The 26,925-nt window shown below is 73.0% G+C and carries 1 protein-coding gene (running past one end of the window); it reads right to left on the reverse strand.

What is annotated here, in order from left to right; translation table 11 throughout:
- A protein-coding gene (locus OG417_RS53000; RefSeq protein ID WP_329247159.1) for a toxin glutamine deamidase domain-containing protein crosses the window boundary here: on the reverse strand, positions 1 to 26,925 show its 3' portion. The gene runs 20,850 nt beyond the window's last position; only the last 26,925 of its 47,775 coding nucleotides appear in the window; its start codon lies beyond the right edge, outside the window — the gene reads right to left on this strand; the stop codon is at positions 1 to 3.

Here is a 26,925-nt window from a genome sequence, read left to right on the forward strand (position 1 = left end):
CTAACGAACGTTGTGGCGGCGGGGCCGGCCGAACAGGCCGGGCAGCGACTCCTCCAGGCCTCCGACCAGCCGGTATCCGCCCGCGGGGTCCTTCTCGAGCGGGATCATCCCGTACAGGCCGTAGGGTGCGCGTACCCGCAGGATGCCGTGGTGCCCGCTCATCACGAGGTCGAGGGTGAACCGGTAGTGGCGGTACCGGCGGGTGGCCTCCCTGTTCCTCTCGTCCGTGCCGCCCAGTTCACCGGACAGTTCCTCCGCGCGTTCGCGGGCGTACTCGAAACCGCCGATCCCCAGCGACCGGGCGGCGCCCATCTCACCGCCGGCCTCAGGGCCGAAGGAGAGGTGGAACCCGCCGGAGTGGTCGGAGGTGTCCTTGTCCGCCTCCGACTCCTGGGTGTAGTTCCGGCCCTTGAAGTCGGTGCCCTCGAGCGGGCCGATGACCTCGGCCGCGACGATCTCCGCACCGACGATCGTCTTCCGGCCACCGACCGGCACCTCGTAGGTGTTCCGCAGCACGTCCTTGATGTCCGGGCGGATGGTGTTCTGCGCGGTGTAGTGCAGGTAGCGCAGTCCCGCCCAGGTGGAGAAGTCCAGGCCGGGGACGTGCCAGGCGCGTGGGGCGTTGAGGTCCTTCGGGCGGCCGAACGGGGAGCAGGGCAGTCCGGCCCATCGCTCCACGGCGTCCGCGAACGGGACCCCCCACGGGTGGAGGTTCTCGATGAGCGTGGCGACCGCCTGCTGGTCGTGTCCGTCCCAGAGCGGACGGCCGTCCCAGGCCGGATTCGCCCCCAGGACGGGTTCGAGTCCTCCTGGAGGTGCGTCGAGGAGCGCGATGTGGTCGGGGACCAGCAGGCGGACGCGGCCCGTCACGCCGCCCGGGCCGGGCTCGTAGACGTGGTGCCGCAGGAAGATCCCGTGGGCGTACCAGAGCCGGCCGGGCCACCGGGTGTGCGTGAGACGGCCGAGGCCCACGAACGCGAGCCGCGTGCCGCGGACCGGAACGTTGAGGACCTCCGGCAGCTCGCCGCTCAGACCCAGCTCGATCCGGAACGCCAGCCGGTGCCGGTACTCCTGTGACCCCTCCCGCGTACCGGCGCGATAGATCTCCAGCGTCTTCTCGGTCTTCTCGGCGCCGCGTGCGGAGGACCGGTGGAACCCGCCGCTCGCCTCGATCCCTCCGTGGTCGCCCTCGTGCCCTTCGGTTCCGGCGCGGGTCCGCAGGTCGGCACCGGCCCCGTAGGCGAATCCCGACGACTTCGTCGCGGTCGTCTTCTGCTGCCCCTCGCCGCGCAGTGTCAGCTTCACCTCGGGTCGTGCCAGTTGTTCGTCGGCGGCGGCGATCCGGGCGGTGACCCGGACGAACACGTACCGGACGGCGCCGAACGCGCGCGGCAGCGGGATCCAGCGGACCACCCCCGAACCGGTGAGCGCGGTGAACTGGTCGCGCAACGCGTCGGAGGAGTACGCCGCCTCCAGTTCCCGCGTCAGCAGGTTCGGGCGCTCCTGCGGCGGTGCCGGACGCAGCACGCCCTCGCCGCGCAGCCAGGCCTCGATGCGGGGCAGGACGCCTGCGGCGTCCATCGTCTCCGGATACGACATTCCCGGGAGCAGGCCGGGCGGCACGTGACGTGTCGGAGGCCGTGGAACCGGTGCCATCACCCCCGGCGCGGTCAGACCGAGGTCGAAGATCCGCCGCTCGGGGATGACGACGTCCAGCGCGTCGGTCGCACGCAGGTAGCGCGACCGCCAGCTGATCGACTTTCCCTTCCAGCGGACCAGGGTCACCTCGAAGACCGGGTCCATCCGGTAGGTGTGCGTCCGCCCGCCGTAGGTGGCGCGGGTGATGTCCACCGGGCCCTTCTCCCGGCCGTGCTCGCGCTTGTGCTCCCAGCGCGCCTCGGCGTGCCCGGTGAGCTGGATCCGCCCGCCCGGCCCGGTGTTGTTCTCGCTGCCCGGCGAGTGGTCGCTCCACCCGCCGTCTTCCGGGCTCAGCGAGTGGGGGTCCTCGGCCTCGCCGCCCAGCCGGAACTGCGGCCCGGCCGAGAACGTCGGCCCGGCCTCCCACTTGTGCACGCTCTCGTCCTTGAACGCGGCGTTGCCCTGGGCGTACTGCTCGATCTCGACGCCGTCGCTCGCGTAGAGATAACGGACCCGGTAGCCGCGCAACCGGATCCGCAACGCCTGTTTCCGGCCGTCCTTACCGCGCGGCAGGGCGACGTACCGCCCGGTGCGGCTCGTCAGGGACGCGAAGTGGGCCGCGAGCCCACTCGGACGCGTCGCGTTCTTGATCGCCTCCGGCCACCCGCCGGAATCCTCCAGCCAGGCGTCGGTGAGCCCGTTCGCTTCGGCGTACACACGCGCGGCCAGCCGCCACAGCTCGGGCAGGACGAAGAACGCCGGGAACAGGCCCGAGACCCCGCGTGTGAAGGCGACGCCCGTGCCGTGCGGCCACCGCCAGGACTCGAACGTCTGCCGTGCCCCCGCGATCTGCTCCGGTGTGGGCGGTATCGCCAGACGGTGCTCCTGGGGCAGGACGACCCGGGCGGTGACGTCCCCACGCCGGTCGATCCACCAGACCTCGGCCTGTCCGCCGGGCGACCGCACCGACAGCTCGTAGATCACGTTGTACGGGTGCTCGTGCACCTGGCCGGTGGTCTCGGTACGGCGGTAGGACTTGGCGCCCCCGGTGAGCTGGTGCTTGGGAGAGTAGGAGTACCCGCCGGCCACACCGGCGGCGCCGATCGCGATCCGCAGCCACGCGAACGCCGTGACCCGCGCCCCGAGCCCGGCCCCCAGCCGGATGCCCAGTTCGGTCGCGCGGTGCCCGTTCGCCGAGGCGGCCGCCAGCGCCCGGAGGTTGACGGTCAGGGAGTAGGGGTCACCGGCGCGGTCCAGCCGCTCCATCAGGTACGCGCGGGCGGCCAGCCGGTAGTTTCGGCCGCCGACGCGGACGGTGCGTTCGATCCCGGCCATCGTGGTCGACAGGTCCGCCTCCAGCGCGGGCCTGCTGTACCAGGCGGCCAGCTGCAGGTCCGCCTCCGACCAGTCGGCCTTGGCCCCCTTCGACAGCGTGTCGTGCCGCCGCAACATGACCGCCCGCAGCTGCTCGTGCACGAGCTCCGCGCCGGGCAGCGTGGCGCCCGTGCCGAAGCCGAGCCCCCGGCGCGACGCGAGGGCGAGCGACTCTCCATGGGCGACATCCACCGGCATCACGCGGTCCAGACGCGCCGGACGACGGTACGCCTCCTCAGGCACCACACCGCGCGGTTTGCGCAGCAACGCATACACCCGGACCTGCTCGGACGCGTCCTGCGTCGAGCCGGTCAGCCGGCGTTCGAAGTCGGCCGCCTCGACCTTCGGCACCCCGACCTCCGACTCCACCACCGTGGAGACGTCCGGGATGTCGTGCGTGGTCGAACGGATCTCCACGCTCACCCGCAGACCCGACCGGTAGCGGGCCTGTGTCATCTTCCGGTTGAGCACGGTGTGACCGAGGGCCTGCTCGGCCATCCCGTGCCCCGCGGCGCGCGAGAACCCGAGCGTGAGCCCCGGCCCGTGCACGAAACCCTTGCCGGCGTCGTCGTGGTGCTCGGGGGCGGTGAGCCCGGCGGCGTTGAAGCCGAAGCCCAGGGACGTCCCGCTGTCCTTGCCGCGCCCCGGCTTGTCCGTCAGACCACTGCCGGTGTCCTCCCGCACGGACACCTCGCTGTCGCCGAAGTACTGCAGGGTCTCGACGTCCGCTCTGATCAGGAAGTGTCCCTCGAAGGACCTCAGGCGCCCCGCCGGCACCCGCACCTTCTTCGTCGGAACACCGGTGCCGAGCATCAGCCGGCTACGGTTGCGCGCCGACTTCTCGGTCAGGTGCTCCATGACCTCGCCCATCGCTTTCAGCACGGACTCCGCCGAAAGACCCGCGCCGAGGAGACTCCGTTGCAGCTCCGCCACGACCGGGATCAGATCGACCGCGGTGAGTGACTCCGCGGACTGCGAGGGCCGCCGCCCCGTACGCCCCCCGCCGACGGTCCGTACCCCCGTCTCGGGCCGCGGCGCACCCGGTGCGGTGAGCTCGTCCGGCAGGTCGAGGTCGAACCGCGCCGGGAGCACCACGTCGTTCGGGCGCTCCCGTCCGTCCACGAACACCCGCACCGCCATACCGCCGCGAAAACGCGCGTATCCGCCCACGAAGAGCTTGCGCCCCGCGATGACCTGGACCTCCCACTCCTCCTCACGCTTGTCCGCCGAGCTCATGCCAAGCGACGGCAACCCGGGGATGAGCGCCGAGGCCGTCCGCAGCCCGAGAGAGAAGAACGTCAGCAGTGTGCCGTCGAACCCCGCCGAAACCTCCCGCGACTTCCTGCCCCCGGCCGCCAGCGACGCGAACGACACGTCGTACTCCCGCACCCCACCCGACGGCTGCCGCGTTCCGACCCGTACGTCCCGTGGTACGGGCCGGAGCCACACGAGACGGCCGCCGGCCGTGAACAGGTGCCCCCGCTGGAAGAGCCGGTCCCACCCGGCCGCATCCCCCGTCCGGAGCATCTCCCGCAGCCCGCGCTGGATGCCGCTGCTCAGCTCCGGGCCGTCGCCGGAAAGCCGGGAGCCGCTCGCGACGTGATGCGCCCAGAGCCGGACGTCCTCCTCGGTCCACGGGTCCACGCCGCGCACCGACGCTTCGCCGAACGCGTCGAAGTCCAGGTACCACGGGCCTCGCCGTACGGCCCGCTCCGGCTCCCGGCCCTCGACCGGTTCCGGTTCGGGGAGATCCGTGCCGTCCGGGTCGCGGGCGGTCGTCAGGACGCCGCCCTCTTCGTCCGCCCACCGCACGTGCTTCTTCGCCGTGACGGCGAGAGTCGCGGACCCGTTGCGGAGCTCCGGACCGGGCAGGACCGGTCGCTCGCCACCGGCGGGCAGTGCCTCGCCGAGGACGATGCGCACGCCCAGACGCCGGGCGGTGGCGTCCAGGGCCGCGGTCATCGCCGCCCGGGTCTCCGAGGTCGCCGGCTCGGTCTCCATCGCCAGCCGGAACCGCTGGACGCGGTCGAGGTCCAGCGACGCGACGGTGAGCCGGCCGTTCTGGAGGACCGCCTGCGCCCGCTGCCCGGCCGTCAGCCGGACGCCGGCCCGCTCGAACTCCTCGACCCGTGCCTGCGCCGCCTCGTCGGCCAGCGGTGCGGAGGCGGGCAGGTCCTCCTCCGTCAGGCCGGCGAAGAACCGGTCCACGGCGCTCTCCGCGGAGTCGTGCTCCGGCAGGAGCGGGGAGTTCGCGTTCAGGGCCCGCGCCAGCGCTTCGCCGAACGTCTCGTCCTCGCCCGGCAGGATCTGCAGGGCCGGCGGCTCGGCCGAGACCTCGTCCGGCTCCGAACCGGGCGGCGCGGAGGGCCGGCCGGTCTCGCCGCCGTCCCGGTCGCCGGTGGTCACGGCGTCCCCGGGCGGCTTCGCCGATCGCTCGCGGGCGAGGATCTGCGCGATCGCCCGGCCGCGCAGCCGCAGCGGCTGCCCGGCCAGGTGGCCGGGCAGGTCGTCGTGGATCCGCACCAGTGTCTCCGGGGTCAGGGAGACCGGTCGCGTTCCAGGGGTGAGCCGGCGAAGCTCCTTCTTCGCCTCGTGCATGAGCATCCGGTAGTCGAACGAGGACGGATCCAGGCTCCGGCCGGCGGTGCCACCGCCGGCGGGCTCCGGCTCGGTGTGTCCCCCGGCGGCGTCGTAACGGCTGGTGGTCCCGTCGGAGCTGTGGACGCGTACCCCGGTGGCCCGGCCGGAGCCGTCCGGGAGGAGGTTGATGTCACCGGGCGTGGGGGCGACCGCGCCGGTCCCCTCGACGATGGTCAGCTCGAAGTCCCGCGCCACCTCCCGCAGCGCCGCCGAGTCCGGCGCCGGCGTCTCATCGGTGCAGCGCAGGAGCAGCAGGGTGGTGAAGCCCTGCCGGACGATCTCCTGGGCCATGGTCCTGGCGAGGCCGGGCAGGTCACGAAGCTCCGCCCCGTGCCCCGCGAGGATGTACACGCGGCCGCGGTCGCCGATCGGCACCTCCACCGGAGCGCTGACCTCCCGGCCCGGACTCCCCGACCAGGAACGGAACTCCGCGCCCTGCAGAGCTCCGTAGAACGGCGACCGCAGACGCCAGTCCGCGTCGTTGAAGAACGCCCGTCCGACGACACGCCCCTCCGGCGAGCGGATGTCGTGCCAGCGGGGCGGATCCTGCACGGTCTCGTCCGCGAAAGAACGAGCCGAAGAGCCGGCAGCCGTGAAGGTCACACCGCGGCGAACGGCTCCGGCACCGGTCGTCCCGGCGTCGTTGGCGTACTCCGGATCCGGGTACCGGCGTTCGGAGTGCCGGCCCAGCTCCCTGATCAGCAGACCGGCGCGTTCGATCAGATCGGCGAAGTGAGCCGCCGCGCGCTCGGCCGAGCCACGCTCGATGACCAGAGCTTCCCGGATGGCCTGGATCGCGCGGCGTACGGCGCGTGCGTACTCACGCGACGAGTTCTCGATGAAGTCGCTCAGCGCCACCACGGCATCGGCCTGGAGGTTGGACGTCACGTTCTCCCGGAAGATGGGATCGCGGACCGCGTCCGGGGCGTGCCGCGCCACCGAGCCGAGGAAGTCGGCCACGTCCGTGGCCAGGTCGTCGGCGGGCGGACGGTAGGCGCTGACCGTGTCCACGGCCTGAACCAGCCTCCGGTTGAACTCCCGGCCCTCCACGGTGCCGTTGTTGTGCGCCACCCGCTCGGCCTGCGCGTGCATGAGCCGGGCGAGCTCGGCGAACTCCTCGGCCGTCTCCTCCGACCTGCGCAGGCTCTGCCGCTGCGGGCCGATGTCACGGATCTCGGTGACGATCCGCCCGCGGTCGAGCCGGCGCATGTTGGTCCGGACGTTCATCGCGGCGTTCTGGTCCACGTAGACCCTGGGCCGCCCGGCGGGCAGCAGCATGTTGTCGACATAGTCGCCGAGGGTCATGCTCTCGTTCCTCAGCGGGTACTCGAACAGGGGCAGCGGGTCCCGGCCGAACTTGCGCCAGCGGCGGTGGCGGTCCGGGTGCCGCTCGTAGGTCCTGATCGCCCGGGCGAGCCGCTGCCGCAGATCCTCGCGCAGCATCGCCCGGATCTCCTCATAGTGGCCTTCCAGGAAGCCGCGGACCTCCGCCGGCATGGACTCGCGGACGGCGGCGAACGAGGTGCGCAGCGTCCCGTGGATGAGGTTCTTCGCCAGGTGTTCGTCGCCGCGGACGAACACGCGGGCGGTGGCGTACGTGTGCGTGTTCATGAGCGTCATCGAGGTGCGCACGTCGGCGACGCCCGGCACGTACTCCATCGCCGGACCGGCGAACCGGCCGACGCGCCGGCCCAGCCGCTCGTCCAGGTACGTCAGCACCACGTCGTCGCCGAACCGCAGCCCGTCCCGGAAGTATCGCCTGACGTCGTCGGCCTCGGCGTACCGCTCGACGGCTCGCAGGAAGGCCACCGTGAACGCCGTCGGCGTGCCCTCACTGAGGTGCGTGTACACCGAGTCGTCGAAGCCGGGCGGCAGGAGGACCGAAAGCTCGTCGGCGTCCGGGCCGTACTCGTAGTTGGGATCGTCGCCGAACAGTTCCCGCAGCGAGGTGCCGCGGAAGCCGGGCCCGGCCTCGCCGTCGCGGAGCCGCACCGCGTTGTTCAGGCGCCTCTTCACGTCGCGGATCCCGGCCCGCACCACCGCCGGGTCGTAGTAGTGCTCCTCCCCGGTCCGCAGGACCTGCTCCGGCCTGCTGACGACCTCGACGATGTTGACGGACTTACGCTTGACCTTTCCGCGCCGCGACGCCACCGCCGCCCGTTTCGTCGCGAAGTACCGGCCGCCGGCGACCCAGACGTGCGTCGTGTCGGTCTCCACGACCACGCCGGTCGCACGGTTGAAGACGAGGGTCTCCTCGCTTCCCTGGAACGTGGTCCGGCCGTGACCGTGGACGATGTGCATCATCTCGTGCTCGCGCCCCTGCGCGGCGAAGCCGAGCTCCTCCGGCGCGAGCCGCAGCGCGTCCACGTCGTACGGCGCCGCGGGAAGGGAGTCCGGCACCACCGCGCGGCCGGTCGCGTCCACGAGGATGACGCGCGCGTCCCCGCCCGGCACCGGCGCGCCGTCCTCGGCGGCGTACACCCGCGATCCGGGCCCGGCCTGCGTCTCCAGCCACAGCAGGTGGCCGCCCTCGTTCCGCAGCGCGAAGGCGTGGCCCGGGCCGTACTGCGTCGACACCAGCAGGAACGCCGTCGTGCCCGGCCCCAGGCGCCTCACCAGGGGCGCGACGCTCTCCGGCGGTCCGTGCAGCGGACGCCAGTCCCCGCCCAGGGCCGCGGCCAGCGCCCGCTCCGGCCGCCTGTCCCCGACCGTGAGGTCGTCGCGGGACACCATCGGGCCGCCGTACAGCTCGCGCCGCACCGCCTCCAGCCGGTAGACGCAGTCCTCCGACGTCCCGTCGTACGGCGGGAGCACCTCGGCCAGCCGCCTCTCGAGCGCGACGGCCGTGATGATCTGGTCGCCGACCGCACGGTCGCCGCCGATGCCCACCGCGTCCGCGGCCCGCCGCAGATCCACCATCGACAGGTGCGCCGGGTTCGCCTCGTCGGGCAGGAGGTCGCTCATCAGGCCGGCCTTGAGCGCCTTGAGGAACAGCGACGCGTCGCCGTCGGGCAGCCCCAGCTCCCGGTACGCCAGCATCAGCCGTACGGTCGGCTCGATCGGCCGGTCACTCGTCAGGGCGCCGGCGTCTCCCAGGTCCAGCCGGGAGAGCAGTTCCTCCATGCGCGGTGCGAGGTCCGCGGCGCGTACGGGGGCCTTGCCCTTCCCCGGCACGGCGGTGCGTTCGTCCGCCCACTCGTGGAATCGCGTGTGGAACCGTTCGGCCGCGGCGAGCACCTCCGGGCCCGCGCCGAACGTGCGGCCGGCGACCTCGTGATCGTTCGCGCCGGTGCCGCTGGGGCCGGCCGCGAACGGATCTCGGAGCCGCTCCGCGGCGGGCCGCTCGCCGCCTCTCAGGCGGGGGGCCGAGCCGAACGCGATCTGGTGCGTGAGGTCGGTGGCCAGGCCGGCCTGGTCGGTGGGGCCGCCCTGGGGGAGGTCGGCCAGCGCCTCACGCATCTGTCCCCGGTCGACCCGGCCGAGGAGCCAGCGCCCGCCGAGGCGGGCGAGCCGGGAGTTGACCTCGTTGAACAGGTAGTCCGAGATCCGGGTCCGGGCCCGTACGCCCTGGCCGGACACGGAGGCCGGGACCGGCCGCGTGGATTCCCCCAGTTGCGCCTGGTACTCATGGACCAGCCGCTCCAGATCGCCCACCGCGCTCACGTTGGCGTCGAGCCGGTGCTGCGGGCGCAGGTGCGCCGCCGTCTCGGTGCCGTGCCGCGCCAGCTCCTGGTCCCGGGCGGCGATCCGCCGGTGTACCCGGGCTTTGAGGTCATCGACGATGTCCGGGGCGAGCCGTGACGTGAGGCGTTCGAGGTCCGTCCGCACGTTCGCGTACCGCCGCTTCAACCACGCGGTCTGGCGGTCGTACTGCGCCCGGGCCACGACGGCCGAGGTCGGCGGAACCGGCCGGAAGGTCCGCCACGGGATCGGCGGCGCGTCCGTGCGCGTGCTCCGGGTCCCCAGGTAGTGGCCGGGCCGGCGGATGAAGCTGAGGTGGGCCGGCCCGTCCGGTCCGACCGTGGTGACGTACCGGTCCTGGATCAACGTGATCCGCAGGCCCAGTTCGTACGCCGCCAGGTGCGCGACGACGTCGCCCGCCTCGTCGTCCCACGCGTCCATCGTCCGGATCTGGTTCACCAGCGCCCGCTGCTGCCGCGCGATCGAGGGCCCGCCCTCGACCACGTGGAAGAAGCCGGCGTACCGCGACGGCAGGCCCAGGGCCGCGACCGCGAAGTCGGCCTCCAGCCGGTCCGCGAGCCAGTCGCGCAGCGCCTTCACGGCGCGAAGCCGGTCTCCTCGCATGCTGAGCCCGGGAATGTGCCGTTCCAGGTACGTACCGGCGATCTCGATCAGGCTGTGGTAGAAGCAGTTCCCGTCGCCGGGCACGCCGAGGGGCCGCAGTTGCCGGGCGTCCAGCGTCGCCTGCAGCCGTGCCGGGTCGAACTCCTGCCGCTCCACCTGTGCGGCGCGCTTCGCGGCCTGCGCCACCGCGGCCGAGGACGCGTCCTTCGCCGGCGTCCTTCCCGTCGTCTTCGGCGCGGTGGCCGTGGCGGGCCGGGCGATCAGGAAGTTGTGCCCGGGCCCGGACGGGAGGGCTCCGCCGCCCTGGTCCGGGGCGACCTGGGTCGTGCCGTCGGGCTTCAGGCTGCGGTAGCGGCTGCCGGACAGCACCACCGCGCCGTCGATGTTCTCCGGGCCGGAGTAGTAGACCAGCGTGCCCTCGGGCAGCCCCGCGGGCAGTTCGTCGGTCAGCTCGACGGTACGGCCGGTGACACCGGCCAGGAGCGTGCGGACCGTCTCCTCGTGCTCGTCCAGCGCGAAGTCCTCGGTGAGGAAGGCGATCGCCCGGTCCAGCTCCTCGTGGACGACGACGGCGTCGGTCAGTCCCCGCTCCGGCCCGCCGCGGACCAGCCAGGACGTCAGCGTGTACGCCGCGACCGCGCCCAGGTCCGTCCAGCTGCCCCGGGTCGTCCCGGCGGCCGTGACCCGGTGCTGCCCGTCCTCGCTGACGTACACGTGCGGGTCGGCCGGCAGCGGGTCGTCCACGATCGTGCGCCGTGCCCGTACCGGCCGGGTGGCGTCGCGGGACGGGCCGGAGCCCCCGACGGTCCGCCCGCCGCCGACCGTACGGCCCGCGGCGGTGCCGCCCGGCGCGACCGTCGTGCCCGGGTCCGGCGTGACCGTGCCGCTCTCCGGGCCGCGCCGCCCGCCGGGGGCGGCCTCGGTCCGCGCCCGGGCGAGCACGATGGTGTGCGGCCGGCGGGCCGGCTCCCCCAGGACCTGCGACGCCCGCACCTCACGCGTGCCGCTCGTGCCGGTGAGCAGCACGCGGTACCCGGTGCCGGTGGCCACCGCGGCGCCGCTGCGGCCCCCGCCGGTGAACCAGACCCAGGTTCCGGGCGGCAGATCGTCCGGCAGCCGGTCGACCTGCTCGACCTCCCGGTCGGCGTGTTCGCCGAACGCCCGGCGGACCCGCTGTGCCATGGCCTGGCCGACGTCTCCGGACAGGAACCGCACGGCCTCGCCCAGGCCGTTCCGGCGGACGTCCCAGGCGGTGGCGCCCTCCGCCCGCGCTCCCCGGGTCAGCCAGTACACCGGCGCGAAGTCCGCCAGGGCGCCCAGCCGGGTCCAGCCCGGGACGTTCAGGCCGCCCGGGCCGACGCCGTGCTGCCCGTGCTCGTCGCGGTAGACGTGCGCGTCGACGAGCAGCCCTCCGCGCATGGCGGTGGCCAGGCTCACGATGCGCGGCCCCGGCGCGGCCGTCAGCGCGGCCATGCGCTCGTTCTGGTAGGCGATCCGGTCCTCGAACTCGGTCACGAACCGGGGCAGGTGCGAGCCCGAGCGCGCGGCGGCCTCCCGCGCGCCGGGCCGGACCAGGCCATGGTCGAGATGGTGCGCGACGTCGGCGAGCGCCCGGTCGCGCACCGGCCCGAAGCGGCGTTCCGACGCCGCCGGCCCGCGCAGCCCGGCAGGCGGGTCGAGCAGCACGCCGTCGCCGCCCACGTCCAGCGAGTAGAGCCGCTGGGCGCCCCGCGGCGGCTCCACCGGCAGCCGGGACTCCGACTCGAACCAGCGGATCCGGCCGCGGTGGTTGACCACGGTGAACCGCCCGCCGGCACCGGCCGCGTCCTGGGTGACGACCAGGGAGACCGCGCCGGAGCCGGCGGCGTCCAGCGTCCGGTGCAGCCCGTCGATGGCCTGCTGCGTCGTCGGCGCGCTCCGTGGCCGGTACGCCAGGCCCACCCGGCGTTGGTCCAGCAGCGACTCCCAGGCCGTCAGACGCTCACTCGCCGCCCGTACGGTCTCGTCGGTCCAGCGCGGCCCCGCGGTCGTGCCGTCCACCGGCCGGGTGACGGTGGTGCCGTCCCCCGGCCGGGTGGCGTTCAGCTCGTCGAGCAGGATCTGCGCCGAGCGGGCCTGCGCCCGTGCCTCGTCGAGCGCCCGCTGCTCCGGCTCGGCCGGCCGCGCCGGCCCGGTGTGCCCGGCCTCGATGCGGGTGACGATCGAACGCCACGCGGCGACGACCTCCATGGCCCGTCCCAGGAGACCGGGCAGCGCCTCGTGCACCCCCGCCAGAGCCCGCTGACGCTCGTCGATCGCGGCGAGGACGGCCTGTTCGAAGGTCTGCTGCTGCGTCCAGGACCGGCGGTAGAACCCGGCCAGCTCCAGGGGGCCGAAGCCGTGGCCCACCGCGAGGCGGCGCACCTCGTCGCTCCACAGCCCGGCGCGCGACGCCTGGTCCGCGGTCAGCGCGATGTCGTCGAACGTCCTCGGGTCGAACGCGTGAATCCGTCCGCCGGGGTCCACCCACCGTGAGCGGGTGCTCCCGTCCGGCTCCGCGACGTCCACCCGGACATGCGCCCGCAGCTCGGCGGCGAGGTCGCGGGCCAGGTGCACCGGGTCCACGTTCAGCAGGGCCGCCTCCGGCGGCAGCGCGGCGGGAGCGCCCTCCGGGTTGTCCGGGCGCAGGTCGTGGACCCGGTTGACCTCGTTGATGATCGCGGTGATCTCGTCGTCGACGGAGTGGCTCGGGCCGCCCGCCGGCCCCGCGTCGTCCCGGCTCAGGAGTTCCTCGTAGCGCCGGAGCGAGGCGGGGATCCGCAGGTCCGGGTCCATCTCGCGCGCGGCGCGCAGGTCCGCCCGCATCGTCCGGACGGCCCAGCGGAGCATCGTGCGGTACTCCAGCATCCGCGCGTTCTGGCCGAAGGTGAGCACCAACGGGCCGTTCGCGCCGCCCTGTGCGCGGATGTGATCCACGATCGGGTGGTGGGCGCGTCCGGCGGTGTAGTTCCCGGCCGCCGCGTCGACGAGCAGCGAGGGCAGGTCGAAGACCGGTGCGGTGTCCAGCCTGTTCCAGACCGCCGGGTCCGTCCGGTTCCGGAGCGCGTCCTCGGCCTGCCGCCGGTTCTCGGCGATCTGCGCGAGCAGCTCCTCGTACTGGGCCTCGAACAGCTCGACGTACACGTCGCCGGAGACCGGGTCGGAACGGACCGGAGCGCCGATCTTCTTGGGGCTGCGGAACAGGTGGTGTTCGGTCTTCTGCGCCTCCACCCACCACTGGCCCCGGAGGCGCAGCAGCAGGAGCGAGCCCAGCTCCTTGGCGTGTCCCTCCCGGCGGTAGTTCTCGGTGCCGGCGCTGTTGTGGTTCGCGGACGTGATCCGGCTGCCGCTGTTGTTGAAGCTCCAGTTGTGGTCCGGGCGTTGCGGCGGAGCCCCCTCCGGCTGGGGCGCCTGCGGGTTGATCACGTCGCCGCCGTTGATGCCGTAGTCGCCGACGCCGCGGGCCAGGTCCGTGCTGTTGTTCGCGGTGGTGCCGCTCTGGTGCTTGATGTAGCGGCCGGTGCCGGTGCCGCCGTCGGACATCCGCATGATCACCTGGGCGTCGTACACCTCGCCCTGGACCGACAGGTTCACCCGCTCGGAGCTGTTCCCGCCGATGATCATGCCTTCGGGGAGCGCGTACCGGTTGCCGCCGATCGTGTCCCGCACGTGGTTGGTCAGGTGCGACCGCGACAGCAGCGTCGGCAGCGACAGGCTGGACCGCAGGTTCGGGTCGCCCTTCTTCGTGCCGAGCGCGCTCTGCGCCCAGCCGGGGCCGAGCAGCCGGTCGAGCATCGCGCGGGCGGCCGGGTACAGCCCGTCCAGGACGACACCGACGAAGGCCGCGTTGCCCGGCATCTTCGGCAGCGGGAGGAGGTCGCGCAGCCGCTCGGGACCGCGCAGGTTGCCCGCCTCGGCGAGGGCGTGCGGGATCTGCAGGTTCAGTGTGCCCGGCACGGTGATGCCGGACGTCGCGCTGTGCCGGGTCCACCGGTCGAACCCCCGCAGGAGCAGGTTGTTGAGCGGCCGGCCGGACATCTTGAGCCGCCGCACCCGTACCGTCATCTCGTGCCGGTACCGCACGGCGTAGTGGTTCGCCCAGTCGTAGACGGTCTGCTCGCTGACCGCGTTCTCGGCGCGGGTCGTGCCGCGGTGGTGGCCCACGGCGGTCTTGAGGTCCACCGGGCCGCTCGCCTTGGCGTTGCCGGCGCTGAGCTTGGCCGGCATCCACGCCTGTGAGCCGTCGCGGGACTGGGACCGGGCCGTGCCGATGTAGCCGTGCAGGTAGTTCTCCAGACCGGTGTTCCACTTGTAGTCGAAGATCTCCGGGTCGGAGGTCAGCACGTCTTTCAGGTTCACCTCGACGACGTCGGTCAGCAGCCAGCCGACCGGGTTGACCAGGTAGAGGGAGAAGCCGTCCCGGCCGAGGAAGTCCTCCCACATGGCCAGCTCGCGGCTCCGGGCGAAGATCGACTGCAGGGCGTCGACGCCGCCCTGCATCCGGCCGATCCGCCGGCCCTTCCCGTCCCAGATCTCCGCGCCGGCGGCCAGCATGCCCGGCGCCACCTGTTCGATCCGCTCCCGTACCAGGTGGTGCAGGGACTGATAGCCCTGGTAGTCCGCGTCGTACAGGCCCGAGTGGCCGAGGAGACGGCCGGCCGGGTCCTGGCGCGTCAGGTACTCGGGCAGCTCCATGAGGTGGTACGGGCGGCGCGGGTTGCCCAGCGACTTGCCGAAGACGGCGTTGAAGCGTTCACGGACCGGCAGAGACTCGATCGGCGCCCCGCCCTCCTGGTGCAGCTCGGCCAGCGCGCCGATCGCGGCGCTGCGGGCGCCCCGCGTCTCGGGCGGCAGGTCGGGGACCTCGTCGTGCCAGCGCAGCAGGGTCCGCGCCACCACCTCACCGCTCAGCCACGTCGTGCCCTCGCGCCACTGGGCCAGCACCTCCTCCAGCCGCGCGTCGGTGAGCGCCGATCCCTCGCCCGAGGCGTACGCGACCACGTCGTCGGGCATCCGCGGACGCAGATACGGGTCGTACGGGTCGCGCAGGTCCTGGCCGAAAGCCGTGTTGAACCGCTCTCTGACCTGCGGGTCCAGGATCGGGGTCGCCCCGGTGCGGTGCAGGCGCGCCATCGTGCGGACCAGCTTGCCGCGCCGGATGCGCGCGTCTTTCGGCAGGACCCGCACGTCGCCCCACCAGCGCATGAGAATCTTCGCCGCCAGGTCGCCGCCGAGCTTGAGCCGGCCGGTGTTCCAGCGGAGCATGGCGTCCTTGAGCTGGCGGTCGGAGATCGCGAGGTGCCCGTCGGCGTACTGGGCGAGCGCCTCCGGCTCCGGCAGCAGGAACACCATCGTGCGCGGTGGCATCCGCTCGGTGTGGGACTTCGGCGTGCCGCTGGGCCACAGCTTGGAGTGGTTCTCCAGGCGGCTGCGGACGGTGAGGTCCACCGTGGTCCGGAAGATGTAGACCCGGTTGAAGTCGAGCTGGATCGGCTCCTTACCGCCGGTGGCCCCCATGGTGGTCGAGCGGTTGTGCTGCCAGTGCCGGTTGACGTCCGTCTCACCGGTCAGGCTTGCGACCCCGGCCTCCCCGCCCGCCGCGACGTCAAGCTGGTCCCAGGTCCAGCCCTTGGAACTCTGCTGGGTGATGCGGCCTTCGGCCAGGAACAGCCGGATGATGCCCAGGACGAACTTGTCCTCGGTGGCGCCGGCGAACGTCGTCCGGCCCATGGCGCCGCTGATGTCCATCGCGCCGAACTTGTCGCGGAAGACTCCGGACTCGAACGGCCGGTCGGTCGTGTACTCGCCCTGGAGGATCTCCTTCAGGTGCGCCCGCATCTCGATGGTGCCCGCGAAGGTGTCCCGCATCGACGAGGCCTTGCCGGCGGGGTCGGTGAGGTGACCGAGCGCCTGCACCGCGTCACGGGCACCGGTGGTGTCGAGGAAGTACACGACGCCTTGGTCGAGCACCTTGGCCGGCGTCGGGCCGGGCGTCGTCGGGCCCTTCTCGGTGCCGATGGGCAGCACGTACGCCAGCGAGGTCTGCTCCGGCACCGTCCACGCCGGCGGGTTCCGCCGTCCCGCGCGGATCCGGCCCTGGGTGCCCGAGTGCTGGTACTCGACCTTGATCTCGTAGTCGTCGGTCAGCTCGAACTCGTCCACGACGCCGGGGTACTCCAGCAGCTCGGGACGGTTGTTGAGGTAGTTGACCGCGTCGGAGGCGCCGACGATCCGCTGCCACTCGGCGCCCATCATGGCGGTCTTCAACGCCAGGTAGAGCGCCTTCACCTTGAACCCGAAGGCGAGCTTGCGGGTGTGGCCGACGGACGTCCCGGCGCTGTCCATGCCCATCGCCAGGTTGACGGTGTGGAACTGGTCGGTGCTGCGGAGGAACCGCGGCGGGTGCCCGGCGCTCCGTTTCGCCTTGATGGTGACCTTGGCCGAGTCGACGTCCAGGTCCACCCCCATGCCGCCGCGCCGCTTGCGCAGCGTGAACGTCATGCCGTCCTGGCGGATCTGGTCGTAGTAGGAGTCCAGGCCCCGGCTGGAGACCATCTTCTCGAACAGCTCGAGGTTGTCGATCCGGCTGTCGGTCTTGTTGCCGTGCGCGTACCAGGCGTACTCGCCGAACGGGTCCTCGCTGTCGGCCGGGAGGAACCCGCTGTCGCGCAGTTCGGTCTCCAGCAGGCGGTGGATCTCCGCGACGGTGCCGTCGGCCACCATGGGCAGGCCCATGCCGAGGCCCTTGCCGTCCGCGACCCACTGCGGAGCGGGCTTGGTGGCGGGGTCCTTCGGGCGCGTGCCGAGGCCGCGGATGGCGTCCCTCCGGAACGGCACCTCGCCGCCCTGCCGCGGCGGGTTCTTCAGCGCCGTACGGTCGACCGGGAAGCCGTGCTCGAACGCGGCCGTCTCCGGCATCCGGAGCAGCGCGCGGCCGGTGACCGCCGAAGTGGTCCGCGGGGCGCGTTTGTTCGCCTTGCCGCGGACGCTGACCGTCGCCTGGTGGGAGAACCACGCGTCGTACCCGGCGGTGTGCGAGGTGTCGCGCGGCACCACCACGTTGAGGCCGACCCGGCCCGTCGACAGCGACTCGACGTTCGAGGAGGTGTAGTTCAGGTATCCGCTGACGCCCAGGCCCAGGTCGGGCAGGCCGGGCGGGCTCGGCACCAGGTCGAACTCGACGCTCGGGAAGGTCACCGTGCTGCTGTTGGTGATGCTGTGCCCGCCGCTCGATCCGTCGATGGCGGTCCGCACGTTCTCGATGTGGGACTTGTCGCTGGTGGCGCCGACCCTCGTCGCGGCCAGGCGGCGCGACTTGACCGCCACCGTCGCCACCTGCCGCCCGTACTTGTCGTGCAGCGTGAAGCGGTAGCCGCGGGCGGTGTTGACCGCGGCGTCGAGGTGCATGTTCAGGTTCCACAGCTTCTGCAGCAGCTCCTGCCGGGGCAGGCTGCCCATCGGCAGCTTGAGCCCCTTCGCCCGCAGGGCCGACACGATCTCGTCGAAGAGCCGGGGAAGGTTGGTCAGACCCGACGCGAAGAAGAACTTGGGCAGCTTCGCGGGCTTGACCGCGTCGCCGGTGGCCGTGACCTGGTCCCCGTCCGGCTCTTCGAGGTAATGGCCGGTGATCCACAGCAGCAGTCGTTCGTTCGTCGGGCCGGTCAGCCGGTGGACCCGGGTGTTCTTCCAGCTCTGGCTCGCGTCCTTGCGGACCTTGAACGACCAGTTCGCGGTGTACGCGACCAGCGTCGCCTCGGCACGGTTGTCCTCGACGTGGCCGCCCTCGGCGTCGGCGACGTGGGTGTTGGACCGGTTCGACTGGTTGGCGGTGCCGGAGAGCCCGCCGCCGACCTTCACCACCTGGAGGACGCCGGGTGTCGCGCCGATGCCGAAGGTCAGCGAGATGGCGCCCCGCGTGGCGCCCGCCTGCCCGGACTCGGTCTGCGTGTGCGCACCGGTCGCGAACACCGAGTTGATGGTGTCCACCGCGTGGTGCTCGCCCTCCACCTTCGGCAGCGTCGAGGGGACGAGCGTCGATCCGGCGGGGTTGTTCAGGGTGTGCGGGTCGGTCGGGTCGAGCGTGAACAGCACCTCGCCGTCGCCGATCGGCACCATCAGGCCGCTCGTGCCGTCGTCGTCGTTCGCGCTGAGCAGGTACGGGTAGTTGGCCAGCAGCCGCTGGGTCAGCAGGCTGAATTCCTTCTCGGTGAACTTCACCCCGGTCTGGTCGAGCCGCCGCCGGACCGCCCGCAGGAGTTCCGGCTGTTGCGGCAGGCCGGCGCGCGGCACGCCGATCGAGCGGACGGCCGGATCGGCCTCGATCGGCACCATCGCCGGCGCCGGCGCCGGCGGCTGCGGGGCCGGCGGTGCCGGCAGCGGCGGCGCGGAGTCGCCGTCCCGCCGCTCGGGCACGGTGGACGAGGACCCCGGATCGGGGTCGGGGCTGGGTTCGGCGCCCCGGTCTCCGCCGGCCGGCCGGCCGCCGTACAGGCCCATGATGATCGGGTCACCCTGTGTGTCGCCCGGGGTGTAGAGGCGGAACCACGTCTCCTTCGGGTCCGCGCCCTCGGCCGGCCCACCGGGACGGCGGGAGGTCACCTCTCCGGTCTCCGGGTCGAACGCCACCTCGTGCGGGGTGGCGAGGACGGGTTCGTCCATCGCGCGCGACAGCGGCTCGGCCACCTTCGCGCCCCCGGAGAACGCCAGGAGGGGCCGCAGGTCGGGCGCCCGGCCGGCGATGGCCGAGGCCATCGCCTCCACCGTGATCTCCTGGTCGCCCGCCATCAGCCGACCGTCGCGCAGGTCGCCGAAGACGAGCACCACGCCCGCGGGAAGGACGTCGTCGAGCCGGCTCAGCATCCGCGCCGCGACCGACGGCTCGGGCATGTTCGTGCCGGGCAGCCAGACCGCCAGCGGACGGCCGTTGACCACGCCCACCTGGGTCTGTTGAAGCACGTCCTCGATCCGCATGGCGGGCGGGGCCGCGGTCTCGGCGGTTTCGGTCTCCGTGGCCGGCGACGGCTCGGGCGTGAGCCCCTCCTCGGGCTCGGGCTCGATCACGGTCGGCTCGTCGGCGAAGCGGACCTTCTTCGGCGGCGTCATCAGGGCTCGCACGAGGTCCCTGCCGGCCTCGGTCCCGGCGCGGGCGATCTCGGCACCGACCAGCGTCCGCCACTCCCGGGGCGCCCGCTCGCGGGGGGCCTGTCCGGCGGGCGGCCGGGTGATCGCCTCGCGGATGACCCGATCCGTCTCGGCCCCGATCTGCCGAAGCCGCTCGTGGGAGAACATGCCCAGTGTCGTACGGGCCCGGTCGGGGTCGCGGCGGGCGGCGTTCGCCAGCCGCTCGACCAGCTTCACCGCGTCGCCCGACTCCGGCAGGCGCGGCAGGCCGAGAAGGTCGGCCGCGAGGTCGTACGCGCCCCGGTGGCCGGTCCACGGGATCTGGGCCGCCGCCAGCAGCCAGACCAGCGCCTGCCGGTGGGCCTGCCCCCGCATCGCCGTCGGCCTCGGGCGATCGCCGGTCAGCTCCTGTACCAGCGCTCCGGCGTCGTCGAGGAGTCGCAGGTACTGCTCTTCGGAGTCGTCCCGTACCTTCTCCAGCGTGGTCCGGGCGAGGTCCAGCCGGCCCTCGTCGACGCGGACGGGCGGCGGACGGAGCGTGAGCCGGGGCCCCGAGGGGCGCTCGCTCAGCAGCCGCCGGGCCAGTGCCTCACCCGCCGCCCGGCCCGACCTCGTCAGTTCCGCCGCGACCAGCAGCCGCACCCGGTCGACGCCCGACACCTCACCGCCGGGATCGTGCGCCGACGGGACCCGGCCGCTCAGGTCACCCACGATCGTGCCGGACTCGGCCATCACCTCCGCACGACGCTCCTCCGGCAGCGCACCCAACGTCGTACGGGCCCGGCCGAGGTCCAGGGGGGACTCGGGGGGACGAAGTGTGAGGCGCGGGCCGGACGCGGGCCTGGTCAGCAGCCGCCGGGCCAGGGCTTCGGCGTTCGCCCGGCCGGACCGGGCGAGCTCCGCCGCGACCAGCAGCCGCGCGGCGTCGGTCCGGGTCACGCGGCCGCCGGGGTCCTGCTCGGCGGGCACCCGGCCGGTGAGGTCGCCCACGACCGTTCTCGACTCCCGCAGCACCTCCGCGCGCTGCTCCTCGGGCAGCCCGGCGAGGTACTCCCGCGCACGGCCGAGGGCGGTCGGCGGACGCGGGCGTGGAGGCGGCGGGGTGGCGGGCACCTCCCGCACGGTGTCCTGGCTTACCTCGGCCGCGGGCCCGGCGACCGGCGGCTCGGGAGTGACGGTCTGCTCGGGAACGGTCTGCTCGGGAACGGTCTGCTCGGGAACGGTCTGCTCGGCCGGGGACTCGGCGGGCTCCGTGACGGGCTCGGGACTCACGGCGGGTTCCGTACCGGTCGTGGGCTGAGGCGCCGTCTCGGACGGCTTCTCCAGCAGGGTGTAGGTGCCGTCACCGGACCGCGACAGCAGCGTTCCGCCACCGCCCCCGGAGGGCCCGTGGCCACCTTGGCCCTGCGCGTCGGTCAGCTCGCTGAGGGTGTGGATGTTGGGCTTAGGCGCCGGCCGCGCGGGCTTCACCGCCGGTGTCCCGAGCTCGGCCCGCTTCTTCGCGGACTCCTCGCGGACCTCGTTGCTCAGGCCCTTGATGCCCTCGCCCCTGCCGTCACCCTCGCCCAGCACCTGGCCGGGCCCCGCGAGCGGATCGCGCTTCGGCTCGGCCCTGGGCGGCGTCGGCGGATCGTTGACCGTCATCGGCCTGCCGTTGAAGCCGTTGCGCGTCCGTGCGGACGGACGCTCGGCCGGCGGCTCCGCCACGGGTTCCGCCGGGAGGTCGTCGATGGTCATCGGCCGGTCGTATCCCGGACCGCTCCGAGGCCGCCCGCCCGCAGGCGCCGCCTGCCGGCCGCCCGCCGAGTCTTCCGGACCGACGACGACCTCGTCGCCGGGCTCCTCGCCCAGCCGCATCCCCGGGCGCTCGAACGGCGATCCCACCACGGGCGCGCTCGGCGTCGCCGGATCGTCCACCGTCGCCGGACGGTCGTATCCGGGGCCCCGCCGAACCTGCCGCCGCTGTCCCTCGCCGTCGGTGTGCGCCAAGGTGCTCTCGTGGTCCTTCGCCCACGCGGCCCGCTCCTCCGGGCCGAAACCCTCGATCCCCCGGCCGGTGCTTCCGGGCAGCGCGCCGATGAGACTTCCGCGTGGCCAGGGGGTCGCGGCGGCCTGGACGGCCTCGCGCGGGAGGTTCCCGCTCATGGGCAGGAACCGCAGGCTGCGGAGGTCTGCGGGCAGGTCCGCGTCGCCGCCCGTCTGCGGGTCGAGGAAGTAGACCTTGCCCTTGAGGTTGACGGCGCCGACGACGTGGTCGACGTCCGTGCCGTGCCTGCCGATGAGCACCAGGCCGTGCGCGCCGGGCCTGCCGTCGAGGGCGTTCTCGATGGCCTGGTAGCCGGCCACGTCGATCGGGTCGCCCTTGCCGAGGTTCGCCAGATGCTCGTACGGCGACGCGGCGTCCGGCGGCACCTGGTAGTAGGCCTGCCGGGCGGGGTCCTGCTCCGGGTGCAGGCGCATCTCTTCTAGGGTGAGATGCAGCCCGATGCCCGCGAGCAGGCAGTTCGTGAGGAAGTCCGCGCCCTTGGCGTACAGCGGGTTGATCCTGGGCAGCCAGGGGATCTCCCGCCGGATCCCGTCCGGGCCGAGCCTGGTCTGCGACCATCCCGTCACGTCCGGCCCGGCCGCGCCGTGGCCGAGCGGATCCAGCGCGTGCTCGTCGGGGAACCTGCCCTCGTAGGCCACGTTCCGCCGTAGCTCCTCCTCGCTGTACGGGGCGAAGTGCCGGTACCGGCGCCAGTCGTCCACGTACTCCAGGGCCGGGTCGTCGTGCCTGAGTTCCTTCAGGGCGACGGCGTAGCCGCGCATCAGCTCGTGGAAGCTGTGGTGTCTCTGCGACCGCATCACGGCGAACATCGCGGCGCGAAGGAGCCCGTGGTCGAGGTCCTTCACGCCTCGCCACCGGGTGATCCGCTTGAGGTTGTAGGCGAACTTGTAGGCCGAGCCCGACGTGCCGGTGTCCACCAGCCCTCCGGTCGCCTTCGAACTGTGCTGGAAGTCGCTCGTGGCGAGGGGCAGCTCGCTGTTGTGGCCGGCCGGGATCCACGGCAGATCCTCGCCCTCGCCGATCAGCGCCCTTTCGGTGTCGCTGAGCGGGGGCCGGACCTGCGACGCCCGCTCGGTCGTGCGGAGGACCTTCTGCTCCTCCGCGACGGCCGCCTCCTTCTCGGCCGGGGACAGGTCCGACGCGTTGATCTCCGCGAGCCGCTTCTCGAAGTGGTCGCGCGCCGGAGTGTTCACGCGCTGCGTGCGCTCGGCGTCGATCTCCGGGGCCATGCCCTCGCTCCCTCTCAGGAGCCGGGGGACCATGCCGCTGGCCACTCCGTTGAACAGGAAGGTCATGCGCTCACGGAGGTTGCCGGAGTCGACCACCCGTTGCAGCTCTTCCAGGGACTTCCCGACCCGGCCGGCCACCCACTCGTCGTCGGTGCCGTACATCGGGCGCGACTCCTCCGACGTGTGGTCCCAGAGGGTCTTGACGAGTTCGCCGATGTACCCGGTGACCCGCTCGTCCTCTGACACGTACTCGGCGAGCCGCTTCTCGTACCGGAGAGACTCCTCCATGTACCGGATGCGGGCCAGGTCCTCGGGCGACGCGTCCTTGGGCACGAACGGCGCCGTGTCCGCGCCGACGAGCCGCCCGTGCGGCCAGGGCTCCGGCCTGACCTCGATCGCGTCGCGCGGGAAGCCGTTGCTGGTGGGCAGGAAGCGCAGGCTGCGGAAGGCGACCGGCAGGTACGCCTCCCGGCCGTTCTGCCCGTCCAGGAAGACGACGCCGTTCTCGTCGTGGACGACGTTGAAGACGTGGTCGACGTCGGTGCCGTGCACGCCGACCAGGACGATGCCGCGCGCGCCCCGCCCGGCCGTGCGCATCGCGTCGTGGATCGCCCGGTAGCCGGGCACGTCGAGCGGGTCGCCCTTGCCGAGGTTCGCCAGATGCTCATGCGGCGAGGCGACGTCCGGGGGGACCTGGTAGTACGGAAGGAGTTCGGGATCCTCGCCCGGGTGCAGCAGGGCCTCTTCCAGGGTGAGGTCCACGCCGATCCCCGTCAGCAGGCAGTTCGTCCGGAAATCGCCGCCCTTGGCGTAGAACGGGTTGATCTTGCGCAGCCACGGATACGCCCGCCTGGTCGCCTCCTCACCGAGCCTGGGCGGTGACCACCGCGAGACGGTCGTCCCCTCCCTTGCCGTCAGGTGCGGCGGCGTCAGGGCGCCGAGCAGCTGCGGATCGTCGGTGAGGTCACGCGGCCGGAACGTCGCGTCGGCCCACTCGATCAGGTCGGCCACCTCGGTCCGCAGCACGGCCGCCGGCACCGCGTGCGCGGGGTCGGCACCGAGCCCGGAGGCGAGCCACGCCGCGAACGTCTCGTACATCCCTGCCCGGAAGGCGAGCACCGCGCGGAGGAACAGCGCGCGGTCCACCGGCCCGAAGTCCAGATGCCGGAAGGACCGGAACACCCACTCCGTGCGGTCGTCCGGCCTGCGGGTCACCTCGTAGCCGCGCGCGATCTGTTCGTCGAGCCAGTCGCCGGGCCGGAGACGAGAACGCTGCGGTCGCTCGCCCCAGAGCGAGCCGAGCCCCTTCTCCTGCGCCTGCACCGCACGGAAGAACGCCCGGAGGTGCTCCTCCAGCGACCAGGGCGAGTCCTCACCGAGGATGCGCTCCAGCGCGACCGCCGGCTGCCTCTCCCACCCGTCCAGGAAGCTTCGCGCGGCCTCGTCGGCGGGCACGTGCTGGGCGATGGTCGTGTACAGGCGGTGGTTGGCCCGGCGGACGACGTCGGCCAGGCGTGGGTCGAGACCGAGCGCGCGCGAGAAGTCCCTCTCGTAGTTTCGGCGGTTGCCGATCCAGAGCCGTTCCTCGTAGACGTCGCCGTAGCGGACGGGCGCGTCGGCCGGGCGGACCTCGACGGCTCGCGGCGGTTCGGCCGCCGGTGACGTTTCGGCCGGCGCGAGCCGAGAGGCCGCCGTCCACGACGGCCACTCCTCCGGTGGAGCGGGCCGCGACTCACCGGCCGCACTCGATCGCGCCTCCACCGGCGTCTGCTCCGGTGCGGCACCGGCCGGTCCGGGGAAGAGACGCGAGACGAGCTCCGGCCGGGAGTCGCCGAGCACGTCGCGTGCCAGCCGGCCGAGCGCGGGGTAACGGCTCAGGGTGCCGGGGACGGGGCTGGGGCCGGTCAGCTCGGTCTCCAGGCGACGCGCCGCGCTCCGGGCCGGGTCCTCGCCGGCGCGCGACTCCTCCAGGATCCGCGCGGCGCGGCGGGCGTAGGTGAGCTCGTCCAGCGCACGCGCGTGCTCGACCAGGTCATCGATCTGGTCGTGGATCCTCGCGTCGAGGGTCCGCAACGGCTCGACGCGATCCAGCAGAAGGGCGTGTTCCGCTCCCGTGATGGCCGCCACGGTCCGGCCGATCGGGTGCTGGCTCCCATTCTCGAAGTGCCACGTCGACGGCGCCTTGCCGAACTCGTTCAGCGCCGCCGCGCGCACCTGTTCGACCGTGCCGGTCAGAAAGAGGTTCCGGGAGTCGGCCGGATCGACCCCGATGGCGGTGAGCCACTCGCCGGGCGTCAGCGGCCCGCGCCCGAGCGCGGTGTCGATGACGAGCCAGCCCGGCCGTCCGTCGGCGTCACGGGCCCACACGACCGGAGCGGTGTGATGGAACCACTCGACCAGCGTGGGTTCCACCGAGCCCGGCATGTTGCCCGAGAGCAGGCCCAGCTCCGGCTCCGCCCGCTCTGCGACGATCTTGCCCACCGGCGCGCCCCACTGGAGAAGCCGCAACACCGTCAGGTGCGCCCGCAGGCCACAGCCGTTGTAGTGGTACTCGATGGGCAGGCGGAGGACGCCGTGCTCGGGGTGGTGGAAGCGCAACTCGGTCAGGAGGTCGTACCACCGGCTGACCTCCGCGTAGGAAACCGGTTCCGGGCGTACCTCGCCGAACAGGCCGTCGGCGGAGGTCGGCAGCACCTCGCTCCAGCGGTGCGACGGGTCGGTGCCGTACTGGCGGGCCCAGAGCGCGTTCACGTGATCGACGAGCGACGCGCCGTACTGCTCCTCGTACGCGCCCTCGACGGCCCACATCCGGCGTGGGTCCCCCTCCAGCAGGCGCAGCCGCGCGAAGACCTCCTCCGCGTCGTTCTCCGCCGCGATCGCGTCGCGCAGGTCACGGGTGAAGGCGAGGACCTCCGCGGAGGCCGACGCCTCTTTCACCGAGCCCGCGATCGGACCGGGCGGCGGGGCTCCGGTGGTCACCTCCCGCGGTCCGCCGAGGTACCGGTGGACGTCCGCGGCGAGGGCCGGGGCGGCCCGTCCGGCGGCGACCGCGGCGTTCACCGCCTCGTCCAGCGACGTGCCGGTGCGCTCCCCGAACGCGGTCTGGAACGTCTCCGCCGTACGCCCGTCGCCGAGCGACGCGCGGAACCGAAGCTGCCGGAGCACCTCGGCGTGGTTCACCGGGCCCTCGGCCAGCAGTGCGGCGATCCGGCCGGCGTACACCGCCTCGTCCGGCCCCGCGAGGTAGGCCGGCTCGGCCGTCGCGCCGGGTCCCTTGCCGCCCAGGCCCCAGCTCTTTCCGGTGAGGTGGATCTGCGCGATCACCTCGCCCGCGGCGCGCATCCCGTTCGCCCGTTGCGACCGGGCCAGCGCCGCGTACCGCTCGGGCAGCCGTGCCCGCAGCGCCGCGGCCCGGTCCCCGTCGTCCGGCACACCGGCGCCCCGCAGCACCCGGCGCGCCCCGCTCCACAGGTCGTCCAGCTCGCTCCGGCTCAACGCCGCCGGCGTCTCCGCCGTGAAGTCGTCGTCCGTCCCGGCCCGCGGTGGCTCATCGGCCGGTGCGGGCAGGATCCGCAGGTCATCGTCGCCTTCCACCTCGCCGGGGCGCCGGACCGTGCGGGGCTCGGCGTCCCGCGCGCGGACCGTCGTGCGTCCGTAGTGGCGCCGCAGCTCCTCCAGGTCGTAGAACCTGCTGTTCGCCGACACCGGCCTGACGCCCGGCGGGAAGGCGGTCTCCTTCTCGTTGTGGAGCATCCGGACGAGGTACGTGTCGCCCTTCTGGAACACGTCCCACTGGATGTTCGCGGCCATCGGCGACACGGACTCGCCCCGCCAGGGGTTGTCGGCGTAGGTGTAGGGCCGCTCCGGGGTCGCCGGCCTCTCGCCGCCCGGCAGGCCCAGCAGCACGGCGAACGGGATGACCACCTCGGCGTGGGCGAAGCGCAACGCGGCGCCCAGGTCACTGGTCCCCGCCCGCTTGGCCTCGATCTTCGCGAAGAAGTCGTCGAGCAGGACATTCGCCATCTTGTAGGTGATGTCGCTGTCGGCGAAGCCCGGCCCCTTCTTGTAGAAGGTGTTCGCGTCCTCCAGGTAGGAGAACCAGGACGCGGCGTGCGTGGAGACGTACGGCTCCAGGTTCCAGGTGCCCTCGACGCTCATCGCCGGAACGATGCTGTAGAGCTCGTACACCGCCTGGGCCGCGTCGAGCCCGGTGCCGATGCCGAGGGAGGAGAACTCTCCGGCGAAGATCCGCTCCACGAAGGCCGGGGTGAAGATCGTCAGCAGTGTGTCGCGGGCCGCGTCCTGGCTGGCCGGCTGCTCCCTGATCTCCCGGAGCCGGGTCGCGAGGCGCTCGTCGCTCGATAGGTAGGCCTGGTAGTCGGCGCTTCCCCCGGCCCGGTGGAAGTAGAGCAGGTCCGGGTCGCTCGTGGCGGGGCCGATGAACGGTCGCAGGGCCGGGTCGGAGGCGGCGAGAGCGGTGGCGAAGACGTCGCCGCTCTCGCCCGCCCGGCCCTTGCCCGAGTTGACGACCTCGATCCGCCCGGAGCCCTCCGC

Source organism: Actinoallomurus sp. NBC_01490 (assembly GCF_036227085.1).
In the GTDB taxonomy this organism is placed as follows: Bacteria; Actinomycetota; Actinomycetes; order Streptosporangiales; family Streptosporangiaceae; genus Actinoallomurus; species Actinoallomurus oryzae.